General features: G+C 38.4%; 10 protein-coding genes. All 10 read left to right on the top strand.

Annotated elements, in window-relative coordinates:
- Nucleotide 1 precedes the first annotated feature (1 nt).
- The 10 genes from V4596_07610 (at nt 2) to V4596_07565 (ending at nt 12,078) form a co-directional block, all read left to right on the top strand.
- Nucleotides 2-3,055 (top strand): tetratricopeptide repeat protein, encoded by a 3,054-nt coding sequence (locus V4596_07610; GenBank protein MES2768995.1) that lies wholly within the window; start codon nt 2-4, stop codon nt 3,053-3,055.
- A gap of 33 nt (nt 3,056-3,088) precedes the next feature.
- Nucleotides 3,089-4,012, top strand: a complete 924-nt coding sequence (locus V4596_07605; GenBank protein MES2768994.1) for a CDC27 family protein — start codon at nt 3,089-3,091, stop codon at nt 4,010-4,012.
- A 9-nt stretch (nt 4,013-4,021) separates the two neighbouring features.
- Nucleotides 4,022-4,252, top strand: coding sequence for a hypothetical protein (locus V4596_07600; protein ID MES2768993.1), 231 nt, complete (start codon nt 4,022-4,024; stop codon nt 4,250-4,252).
- Between the two features lie 61 nt (nt 4,253-4,313).
- The gene (locus tag V4596_07595; protein MES2768992.1) at nt 4,314-5,783 is read left to right on the top strand and encodes an AgmX/PglI C-terminal domain-containing protein; all 1,470 of its coding nucleotides are present in this window, start codon (nt 4,314-4,316) and stop codon (nt 5,781-5,783) included.
- A gap of 122 nt (nt 5,784-5,905) precedes the next feature.
- Complete coding sequence (locus V4596_07590; protein MES2768991.1) at nt 5,906-6,757, top strand: outer membrane beta-barrel domain-containing protein; 852 nt, start codon at nt 5,906-5,908, stop codon at nt 6,755-6,757.
- Between the two features lie 105 nt (nt 6,758-6,862).
- Nucleotides 6,863-9,385 carry a hypothetical protein gene (locus tag V4596_07585; GenBank protein ID MES2768990.1) on the top strand — a complete coding sequence of 841 codons (2,523 nt, stop codon included), beginning with the start codon at nt 6,863-6,865 and terminating at the stop codon, nt 9,383-9,385.
- Nucleotides 9,386-9,493: 108 nt separating this feature from the next.
- Nucleotides 9,494-10,141 (top strand): hypothetical protein, encoded by a 648-nt coding sequence (locus V4596_07580; protein MES2768989.1) that lies wholly within the window; start codon nt 9,494-9,496, stop codon nt 10,139-10,141.
- Nucleotides 10,142-10,274: 133 nt separating this feature from the next.
- Nucleotides 10,275-10,985, top strand: coding sequence for a MotA/TolQ/ExbB proton channel family protein (locus tag V4596_07575; GenBank protein ID MES2768988.1), 711 nt, complete (start codon nt 10,275-10,277; stop codon nt 10,983-10,985).
- Between the two features lie 47 nt (nt 10,986-11,032).
- Nucleotides 11,033-11,572 carry a biopolymer transporter ExbD gene (locus tag V4596_07570; protein MES2768987.1) on the top strand — a complete coding sequence of 180 codons (540 nt, stop codon included), beginning with the start codon at nt 11,033-11,035 and terminating at the stop codon, nt 11,570-11,572.
- Nucleotides 11,573-11,574: 2 nt separating this feature from the next.
- Complete coding sequence (locus tag V4596_07565) at nt 11,575-12,078, top strand: biopolymer transporter ExbD (GenBank protein ID MES2768986.1); 504 nt, start codon at nt 11,575-11,577, stop codon at nt 12,076-12,078.
- Nucleotides 12,079-12,305: the final 227 nt, after the last annotated feature.

Raw genomic sequence — 12,305 nt, 5'->3', positions numbered from 1 at the left:
CATGATTTCAAAATCATCACTTTACATTGCGCGCTCAATTGTATTTTCGCTCTTAGCTTCAACATTGATTGCTGAAAGCGGATTTGCGCGCAAAAAAGTGGATGAAGACACGGACAAGCTAAACAAGAAGCTCAGAGTAGTGAATGAGAAAGGTGAGATGGACGACTACAAAGCCACGCTCACGGAAGTTCTTATCACTAAGAACGAAAATCAAGCGATGCAACAGCTCAATAAATTGATTGGAAAATATAAAGGTTCGCCGCTGGAGCCAGGTCTATTATATAGAAAAGCTGAACTTTACGTACGCCAAGCTAAATCTGCTCGTTTCTTTGAATACAATAAATTGGAAGTGGACGCAAGGCAGCCGTCTTCAGCGCAATCATTATTGTCGATGATTCCCAAGACTATAAAATCTGAAACATCCCAAGGCAAATTAAAACAAGCTGTGAACATATATGAAGAGATCGAAAGGCGTTATCCTAATTACTCTGAATTGGATTCAGTCTTATTCAATAATGCTTTCTTAAGACAACAATTGAACCAAGACGACAAAGCAGAAAAGATCTACAGATCATTACTTTCTAGATTTTCAGAATCTATTTTAATTCCGGATACACACTTAGCTCTGGCAGAAATGTATTACCAAAAAGGCAAATACGATATGGCTTTGGCAGACTATGAAGCTATAAAAAAATATCCACTGGCTAGAGTCTATCCCTATGCCATCTACAAAACGGGTTGGACAAAATATCAACTTAAAGATGTAGAAGGTGCAATGAAAGAATTAGAGATGGTGATTGATGTAACTGAAAAGTTAGCTCAACAAGAAAACTCTAAGATCAATTTAAGAGAAGAAGCGCTTAATGACTTGGTTCTATTCTATCCCGAAGCCAGAGAGGCAAAGAAAGCTTATGCTTATTTCAATAAATTTGCCGGTGATAAAACGGGTCAATATATCATTTCATTATCAAAGTTGTATGAACGACATAGTAAGTTTTTAGAGTTAGAAACGGTATTGAATGATTTGATTTCTAATCTTCCAGGTTCTGTAGATACATCCGTGGCTTACAAAATGATTATTGAAAATGATTTAACTGCTAGAAATTATGAAAAAGCAACAGACCATCTGGCAAGATTTGAAACTCATTGCTTAAAGTACTTTAAGCAAGAGTATAACAAGCCAACCGCAAATACTGCAAAAGTCAAAGCTGATGAAATGGATGAAGATGTAAAATCTTGTCCAGTTGTTCTGTCAAAACAAAGTTTAAAGTTATCTATCAGATGGCATAAAGAGTGGCAGAACAAGTCTAAAAAAGCCAAAGAAAGCAATATTGATAAGTCAGATCTTAAGAGAATTGATAGTATTGCAGATGCAACAGAATTGGCTTACAGCATTTACTTAAGAAATGCCAATTTAGAAGTTCCTGAAAAGAAAGAAACAGTGAGATTCAACTACGCGGAACTTCTATTCCAAAGAAAGAAACATAGACTTGCGTCCGAAGAATACTACAAAGTTGCAACGGCAATTAAAGATCAAAAGATCATTCACGAAGCAAGTTACTTTGCCATCGTGAGTTTAGAAAATGCAGTGGGTGATAAGTGGAGTGACGATGATGAAAAGAAATACAGTCACCTTGCGGACCTTTACACAAACAAAAATCCAACTGGTAAGTTTGTAACAGAAGTGAAGTACAAGAAGGCATTTATTGCCTATGAAAAAGGTCGTTATAATGAAGCTCTTCCTACATTCAAACAAATTGGATGGAGTAAAGGCGAAGATAAACTGGTGATGAAGTCACAGGATTTATTTCTAGATATTTTAAATATTCAAAAAGCTCACAAGGAATTGATCCAATCAACGGATCATTTAATGGCTTTAAAACCACCTCAAGAAAGAAGAGATGCTCTTCTTAAAATCAACAGAGAGGCACAATTTGCTCTGGGTAATGCTTTGGAACAAAAAGGTGATCTGGATGAAGCGGTTGCAATATACAATAAGTTTGCACACGAAAATACAGATTCTAAGCTTGCCGATAAAGCAATGTGGAACTTGACACAAATCTTGATTAAGAAAAATCAAATGAAAATGGCGGCAGATAAGTCATTTGAACTTTATAAGCTTTTTCCTAAATCTGAGTTTGCGAAAAAATCACTTCAGAAGTCAGCTGAACTCTATGAATTTATGGCAGATACTGCTCATGCGGCTGTAGCGGTGAAAGAACTTGCAAAGGTCGACTCTAAAGATTCTATGAAGTGGGCAAAGATGTCTGCGGATTTCTATATCTTGTCCGGTGACTTCAAAAAAGGTGTTGATACTTATAGGGAACTCTTAAAAAATCCAGACGACAAGATGAGAAAAGACATCGTTGCGGCGTTAACTCGTCTTGATTCTTCAAATATCTATTCAACCAAAGAAGTCAAAGAACTAGTGAACAAGTACGGTGGAGCTAAATATTCTGACGATACAATCATGAGTGCTAAGAAAGCCTATGCTGATAAGAACTCAACGCTTGCCTTCAAGCTAGCAAGCCAAATTGTGGGAGACAAAAATGCTCCAGATGATGTTCAGGCCCAGGCTAGATTTATCCAAGCAGAAATTCTAAGAGATGAATTGGTACAACAGAGTGTGAAAACGAAAGTGGATAGACTTGAGATGGTTCTTACTCTTAAAACGGAAAAACTAGATAAAGCCCAAAGAGCTTATCAGTCTACGATCAAGTACGGTGACCCAGCTACAACATTGAGAGCTTTCTATTCGCTAGCAAGAATGTATCAGCATTATGTAGATGCTCTTAAGGGAATTCAAATCACTGATGATATTTCGGAAAAAGATAAAAAATTGTTGTTAGAGGAAATTTCAAACGTAGTGATTCCAATAGAAGAAAAGATTGCAGACACACTTCAGTCGGGAATTGATTTTGGTAAAAAATATCCCGCATACGATGGATACGTATTTGAATTAAGAAATGAATTAAATAGAGTGAATTTTAAAGGTTTAAAGTTTGTGAAGTACAATGTGGAAATGCCTAAAGCGGCCCTTCCAGATGTTCAGTAGCAGTGCTGCCTGCGGGCAGGTGGAGAGAATGGAATGAAGTTATTTGTTGGAGCTTTGACATTAGCAGCGTTGATGACAGCTTGTAGTAGTGCCCCACTAGCACCGACTGCGAAAAAGGTAAATACCGCAGAAGTGCAGCGTAAGTATGCTTCACAAATTCAATCGTCTTTTGTGGGCGAAAAGAAATTTCAAACCTGTCCAACACAAAAACAAGTGGATTTGGACAATAATTGGAAAAGTTTGATGGAAAAAGCCAACGGTTGTATCAACAAGGCTCAGTGGTCAATGGTAGAAACAATTGGGGAGAAGATTTCGCAGGTAGAGCCAGATGCGCCATGGGGTGCATACTACCTGAGCGTTGCCTCTGAAAATAGAGGTCACACAGAAAGAGCAATGTGGATGATTGATCTAGCTTTAAAGAAGTCCGTTGAAGTTGGCGTACTCAGGTATCAAAAAGGAAGAATTCTTTGGAAGCAGCAGTTTTATAAAGAGGCGATTGCAGAAATGCAAAAATCTATTGATTTAGATAAAAACATTAAAGATGCGCATTTGTTTTTAGGACAAGTTTATTTAAGAGAACTGGATTTCAAAAAAGCTCAAGCTCATTTTGAAAATGTGTTATTGAGCGAATCTAGAAATCACCAAGGTCTTTTTGGATTGGCTAGTTGTTACATCGAACTAGATAATGCAAAAGAAGCAATTTCAGTTCTCGATAGAGCAATAGCTAACTTTCCAAGAGTTTTAGATTTCAGGCTGCAAGAGGTCTATGTGTATGAGAACTTAACTAAGGACACAGATGTAACTCTTGCAAAGTACAAACAATTGCAAAGCTTAATGGCAACAAAAAAAGTAGAAGGCACATTGCCATTTGATATTACACAAAAAATTAAAACGCTAGAAGAAATTACTTTAAAGACAAGACAACTTGCTAGCAAGAACTCGCAAGAGAAGAAGTAGGAGATTTTTATGAAACTATTATTACTGGTTGCAGTGTTGATAGTAGGGGCAAATGCTCATGCTCAAAAAGCAACAAGAGTTCAGAAAATCAGTTTCGATGGAGCAGATGTGGACGGTAAGGTTAGGCAACCTGATGGTTCCTACATTGTGCAAAAAAGAGGTATCGAATTTATTCCTCTTTATAAATTAAAAGAAAGCTTTGATGAGCAGATTCAGGATTCAGTGGAATTTATTAAATAGGAATGAGTAAGAATAAGAGATCAGACGCGCAGATGCTGATCAAATGTAGATGAGGAACGTTATGGGTGCAAAGAAACATTTACTAGTTGAATATACAACGGCGAAGAAAGTATCGAAGAAGCTCAAGATGGAGCCGGCCTCGACACCAACGACAATTGGGTCTGCTCGTAAAGCAGATTTAAGAATCGTAGGGCAAGATATTTCTGCTTATCATGCGGGTATAGAATACAAGAATGGCGATTGGTATATTTCAGACTTAGCAAGTGATTCTGGTACTTGGAGCAACAAAGAAAATATCGTATCTCAAAAAATCGAATCAGACATGGATATCCGCATTGGTGACCATGATTTTAAACTAAAACTCATCCCAGCTCCGCACAATTTGTATAGCTGGGAAGAAAGACGTGATTTGAGTGCAGATATTCAAGAAGTGGTTGTAAAGTCCATCCTCACAGGAAAAATTATTGAGACTCATTATCTACATAAAACAGAAACATTTAGATTGAGTAATGGTATGGGTGGGTATGTAGAGTTTAAAGCTCCACCAACAATTGCTTGGCAGAAAAAAGAAGCTCTTGGATTTGTAGTCCAACAAAGATTAAGAGCTAGACCAAGACCTCTTGAAGTCGAAGAGCATCAAGGCCGCTTCGATCAAAAAACACAGTACATTGTTTCTGCGGCAGGATTCTTAATGCTTCTTCTCGCATTCTATTTCTTTCCGAAGCAACCTAAAATGGATATGCCAAAAGAAATGGAAAAGAACAAATACGCGCGTATTATTTATGATGCGAAGTTTGTTCAAGAAAAGAAAAAACAATCTCAAGCGACAAAGCAAATTCAACAAGCTCAAGGTGGGCCGGCAGCTAAGGCAACTGCGGCACCAAAAGCAGAGAGTCAGAAAACAGTTAAGGCTATTTCACAAATTCGTTCAGCAAGTTTAAAAAACTTGTTAGGAAGAATTTCGGTAAGAGCGAATATGAATGCCATTGCAGTCCAAGGCGGAGGATCTAAGTCCGCTAAGAATGCACCAACCAGTGCGTTCGGTGGAACTGCAGTTAATGCACAAGGATTTGGAGACACTAAAGCAACCGGAGAATCTTACGCCATTGGTGGTGTGGGAACTGAGGGTAAGGGTGGAGGTGGAACTGGATACAAAGGTTTAGGAAAACTTTCTCAAGGAGACATCGGTCAGGCAGCTACTGTCGGTATGCTGGATGAAGAAGCAGATGTTTCTGGAGGAATGGATAAAGACGCCATTGCAGAAGTGATTCGCAGTAACATCGGGCAAATTCGTTTCTGTTACGAGAGACGTTTGTCGGCTGTGCCGAATCTTTTTGGTAAGGTGTTAGTACAGTTTTCTATTCAAGATGGAGGCACTGTCCTGCTTCCGAAAGTGGCGAATTCGACACTTTCGGATTCCGTTGTAGAGGGATGTATATTGAGACGGATAGCAAGTTGGAAGTTTCCTTCGCCGCCGGCGGGTACGTCAGTTGTAGTGACATACCCATTTTTGTTTAAGAGTACACAATAAGTTTTTAGTTTAAGTTTAGGATAATAAGAGCAGCATTAGAATTTAACAACTGAGAGAATTACAAAACGAGACCTAAAAAGTGAATGTGTCCTCGATGTGGTTCGTTAACTGGGGGGAAGAAAATGAAATTGCTCAAGAGCTCAATAGCGTCGATAACTATTTTATCAGCGGCTATATCAATGTTAGTAGGTGGATCAGCTTATGCTCAATCCAATAAGTATCAACGTCCGGGGAAGAAGGAAGCAGCACCTGTTGCACCAGCTCCTGGAACAGCTACGGATAAAGCAGCTGCTCCTGCAGCTGCGCCCGCAAAAGATGCTAAAGCTGTGGATACAAAATCAGAGAAAGTAGATATTCAACAAATTGAACAAGACTACTGGCAACAAAAGGATACCGAATTCCATGTTGTGCAAAGCAGAAGATTCACGAAAGAGAAAAGACCTTTTGTGAACTTAGGGTATGGGCTTTTAATTAATGATAGCTTCACTAAAGGTTCAAGTCTCAATTTATCAAGCGGTTACTATTTTAAAGAACAACATGGATTTGAAGTTTCATACTCTCAATTCGATGTTAAAAATAGTAAGACTACAGACGAAATCATCGTTGCTGGCGGTACACCTGCTTATAATAAATTGAACTATCAATTGGCGGCTACATACAACTGGATGCCAATCTACGGTAAAGTATCAGTATTTGATAAATCAATTATCTATTTTGATATGGGTGTACACGTAGGTTTAGCGTTGGTGGATTACGACCACGCGTTGCAAGCTGGCGACAAACAAGACAGTTCAGTTGCATTAGTATTAGATATTTCGCAACAGTTCTTTTTAAGTGAAAAATGGGCATTCAGATTCGACGTTAAAAACAGATTCTACAAGCAAGACCGTTTAGATTATGTCACGGGCGCTGCTAAGGATGATAGTGAACACAACGTGTCTGCAGTGTTTGGGTTCACTTATTACTTTAAATGATTTTAATAGTGCTCACCATAGTGAGCACTGAAGTAAGCGGCTTGATACGATGGTTCCCCAAGAAAAGGGGAACCGTGATTTTAAAGAAAACTCTTTGGAGGAGTTATGATGAACAGAAAAAACAACAACGCATTACTAATGAAGATATTCAGTTTAATGCTTGTCGTATTGATGATTGCAACGGTTGTGAATGCACAAGATGCAGTTACGGCGTCAACACCAGTTGTGGCTCAAGAAAGATCGTTCTTTGATCGCTTGAAAGCAAAAGCTGTAGTTTATAAAGCGAAGGCCGAAAAAATTTATCAAGAAGTTGTAAACAAGTTCTTTGGTGAAGAAAAAGTAGCTAAGAAAGCAGATGGTAGAGTTCCGGCATCGGAAGCGACAACTGCACCCGTGATTACCGCGGACCAAAGCAAATTGGCTGAACTCCCATCTTTCAAAACCCAAGGTGTAGAAGAGCAAACTGCTAAATTCAAATCCGTAAAAGAAGAAATTGCACAAAAGAAATCTTTCGAAAAGAAAGAAGGTCGTGCAGCTGATCAGACGCTCCAAAAGTCAAAATCAGGTGTTGCGGTATTTGATCTTTATGAAAAAGTAGATCCAAAAGACATCAAAGTTGGAAAAGACGGCAAAAGAATAATGCCAAAATTAAAAATAGTAAAAACCATTCCCGTACTCAATATTGGGGTTGAAGATGAAATCTCTCAAAGTGGTTTCACATTCGAATTACCAAAAATATTCTCAGCAGAATTCCAAAAGATTAAACCACTTCCTACTCCCGAAGGCGTAAAGCAATCTGTGGTGGATGGTTTAGTAAAAGAAAAATACGAATTGGCAGGCAAGCCTACCAAGCTGGAAGATATTAACTTGTCTTTCCCGAAAGACATTACGGCAGATAGAATTCAGCAAATCCAATTAGTTATTGATACAGATAAACCTGTAACACTAAAACCGTATACAGAAATCACCATGAAGGATTTGGCTTTACTTAAAGGTTTATTATTCTCTGAGTACCAAGATCGTTGTCATTTGGCAGCAGGTTATTTTAGAGAATTGAGAGATCTTCAAGGCACTGAAAAAGACTTAAGAGACTATCATTACAGCACTTGTCTTTTTAAAATGGGTTTCTACACGGAAAGCTTACCAATGCTTACAACTTTTGTAGAAAGAAACTCAAAAGAGACAAAACCTGCTGTGGATTTGATCTTATCCGATGTACGTCGTGAATTTGTACCTGTAATTTCGGAAGGTTTAGTAAAAGTAAAATCTGAAAATATTCCTGACAGAAAAGTGAATGAGTTCAACTATTATATCGCCTTAGGTAAGTCGATGAAGACAGACCACAAGTCAGCGTTAACTTATGCCTTAAAAGTAAAACCAGAATCAGAAAAGTATCCTGAAGCTCAATATCTTGCGAGTGTGTCAGAGTATTTAACTGGTGACGTAAAGTCTTCTCTAGAGAGACAGGAAAAGCTTTTGGTTGAAATCGACAAGAGAAAAGTAGCGGGACCACTCAAGTCCTTAATCAAAATGAACATTGGTAGAACTGCATACAGAAACAAACAGTATAAGAAAGCCATCGAAGCTTACCAATTCGTAGGGAGAGAGAATTCCTTGTGGATTCAATCTTTGACAGAGCAAGGTTGGATGCAAGTATTGGCCGGAGATGCGCCAGGCGCTGTAGGTAATATGCACTCTATCCAAGTTCCACAGTTTAAAGATATTTATAAACCCGAGTCTTATGTTGTAAGAGCAATTGGTTATATCAATATTTGTCAATTTGGTGATGCAAAGAAAACTTTGGACCATTTACAAAAAATTTACAGTCCTTGGATCTCAAGCATTAAAACAGAATTGAATAAGCAACAGTTCAATTATGCCTTTTACCAAAACGTGGTGGATGCATTAAGAACTCCAGAAAACAAAACCACTCTTCCGCAACCGATCTTAAGAGAGATTAGTCGTCATAAGGATTTCTTGAATGTTCAGGAAGCCATTAATAACAAAGTGGATGAAGGTGTTCAATTCGGATTTATTAAGGGTGTGATTCAAAAGGATTTGGCTACGGCAAAATCAAGAATGGCAGGAGCAAAAGGCAGAGAAAGAGCTCTTGATCAAAAAATCAAGACCGCATCTTCAGCCAAAGACACTTTAAAATTTGTGAATCAATGGAAAGCCGAAAAATCACACGAAACAGACACGATGGATTACTACAACTTTGAAATCGACGTGATCACAGAGAGTATGGCTGGATATAAGAGCTTCGAGGCTTACGCTAAGAAGAACTTAGAAGAACAAAAGTCAGAGCTTAAATCAGCTGCTGGTAAAACAATGAAAGCTAGATTGTTGGCTATGCAAAAGAGATTAGAGAAGTTGATGGAGAACAACGAGTTCTTAACTTATGAAATCTTCTCTGGTTCTGGTGAAAACATCCGTTTCGTATCCGCTGGTGGTCAAACGAAAGGTACAAAATCAACTCGTGAGACTGCAAGTAAAGTGAATACAGATGGTAAAGTATTTTTATGGGATTTTGATGGTGAATTTTGGGCGGATGAAATCGGTAATTACAAATCATCGCTCAAGGACAACTGTCCAAACGCAAACAGTTTAACGCAAAAAGTTCAATAGACCTAATTCAGTACTCGCTGGGGCGAGTACTAGGCAGTAGAATTTAATTTTATAGTTTTAGTGCTCACACCAGTGAGCACTGATACAAGCGTATAGGGGATTTATGAAATGAAAAAGTTATTATCAGTATTATCGGTGACAGCAATTGTGGGTACAGCATTCGACAGTAACGTTTTTGCCAGTGATTATGTGGAAGAAAAAGTAAAAACAATCGGTACGAACGCTGAGAACAGTAAAGAAAACTTGAAGCAGTATGAAGACAACTTGAAGATCGTAGAAAAAAACATCTCAGAGATGGATAAAGTTCTAAAAGATCTTGCTGAGAAAGAAAAAACTGTTCAGGTGACAGTCAAAGACGCTGAGAAAAACAGCGTGAAGCTCGATGCTCAAAAACTCGAAATCGATAAGCTTGTTAAAAAAGAAGATGCAAAGATCTTAGATGAAACCAAGCAGATCGAAAAACTCCAAGCTAAAATCGCAGAAATTCAAAAGAACATTGATTCTAGAAAAACCAACATCGCTACTTATGGTCAAAAAACAAAAGAAATTGACGAAGAAAAAGTGAAGTGGGCAGACCAAAAGAATCAAGTGGGTCTAATCTTAAAAGAAATCGAAACAAAAAAAGTGAACGCTTCGGGTGAAAAGACAAAGTGGGCAGAAAAGAAAAAGACCTACGATGATGAAGTGAAGAAGTGGAGAAAGATCTCTTCTGAGTCAGGTTCTCTCAACAAGAACGTTAAAAAATTGAAAAACTGACGAACTTGTTAGCAGGAGTAAGACAAAAGTCGAGTTGATGTATTTAAACCTCAATTTGACTCTAGAAGTGACCGATTTAGTACTGAGAATAATTACGGCTTAAGATTATATAGGGAGGCTTTCCGTGAATAACATGTACATGATTTTAGTAGATTATTACCTCATCGATATTGGTATTGTGGGTATGGGTATTATATCAATTGGGTTGATTTTAGAAAGAGCAAAAGTTCTATTCTTTGATTACCACATCAACTCAACAGCATTCACAGATCAAGTGATGAAGCTTGTTTCACAAAATAAAATTGAAGAGAGCATTGCTTTCTGTTCTGCAAACATCAAGAAGCCCATTGCTCAAGCGATGAAGATCATCTTGGAGAGAGCGGATAGAAGTGACGAAGAAATCGGTAAAGCGGTGGATCGCGTGGCTTCGGAGATCGTTCCAACTCTAGAGAAGAGATTGGGTTACTTGCCGATGGTTTCTAACGTGGTAACACTGATTGGACTATTGGGTACAGTTGCTGGTCTGATCATGTCATTCAAAGCGGTGAGCTTTGCTGACCCAACTCAAAAACAAACATTATTAGCAGATGGTATTTCGGTTGCCATGAATGCGACAGCATTAGGGTTAATGGTTGCAATTCCTGTAATGGTTGCTTATGCGTTCTTGAACATTAGACAAGGTAAGTTGTTTTCAGATATCGACGTAGCAACGCAAAGACTTTGCGACTTCTTGAGAAGCCGTGGCGTTACAGAGATGAACGAGGCAAATGCATATCCAACAAACTTAGGTAATGGTACTGCGTTACACACGCCCCCACCAGCACCAGCTAAAAAAGTATCTTAATTGATTTAGAAGTTTTTGAAAGCAAATTTGTATAGGGATAATTAGGTATGGCAAAAGGTAAATTCAGAGATAAGGCAGATTCAACGTTCGACATCAACCTTGCACCGATGTTGGACGTGATCGTGGCGATCGTGCCGATGCTACTGATGAGTGTTGTGTTTCTTCGTGTGAACATGATCGAAGCACAAATTCCTCAGATCGTGGCTGAAGCCATCGAAAATAATAAGAACAAACCAAACCCTGTAACGGTGGCTTTGGTTATCCAAGGTACGACTTATAAATTTGAAGTTACTGTGAGTGGCAAAAAATCAGACATCGTAATTGCGGCAGTAGACGGCAAGCCAAATATGGATGCTCTTTACAGAGAGGCACTAGCGATTAAGAGAAAGCATCAAGATATTTTCAAATTAGAAATAAAGCCTTCTAAAGAAATATCGTTAGATAGAATCGTAATGACTCTCGATAAAATCAGAAAAATCAAAACGGGCGAAGAAGGTTTCACCATCAAAGACGAAAAAACAGGTAACACTGCAAAAACGGACTTGATGTTCCCAGAAATCGCTTTTGCTGACATACTTGAAGGATAACTATGAGTTTCTCAAAACGTAAAAAGAAATTGCCACAGAATTTTAAAATTCAAATTACATCCATGGTGGATATGTTTGTGATCCTGTTGGTATTCTTAATTAAAAGTTACTCAACGAGCCCTGTGCAAATCGCACCAAGCGCTGACATCCGTTTGCCTCCATCAGAATCAACAACAAATCCAGTGGACGTATTAAAGCTTATGGTTTCAAAGTCTGGCGTATACGTTGAAGGTCAAAAAGTGATCGACCTTACAGAAGGCCAAATCGACAAAAAATACGTTGATGGTTCAGACACCAACTACATCCCAGAATTATTCAAATTCCTAGATGCCGAAGCAAAGAAAACTCAAGACATCGCAAAAGTGAACTCCACAGTAACTTTCGAAGGCAAGATCCTCGTCCAAGCCGACAAAGACCTCGCCTATGAAATGCTAAGAAAAGTCATGCACACTTCCGCAGTCGCCGGCTATTCAGACGTAAAATTCGCCGTAATCTCCAACGACTAAAAGGCAAACCAACCTCTATCCTTGACACTTAAATCTCACTAGGTTTTACGCCCATCGATAGCCGTTGTAAGTAAGTTGGAACAAGCTATCAAACTACTTTAAAAGGTCATTGATTCTTTTAATAACTTCAAGTCCAAGCAATGCTAAGTTTAAAATTACTTTAAGAAACCTTACAAACTTCCGAAACATACATTGGTGGTGTTGTTTCTTCATTTTGATCTCCTTTG

It is taken from the genome of Bdellovibrionota bacterium (assembly GCA_040386775.1).
GTDB lineage: Bacteria > Bdellovibrionota > Bdellovibrionia > Bdellovibrionales > JAEYZS01 > JAEYZS01.
The sequence above is the reverse complement of the archived record's forward strand: the minus strand, read 5'-3'. Positions and strand labels throughout refer to the sequence as shown.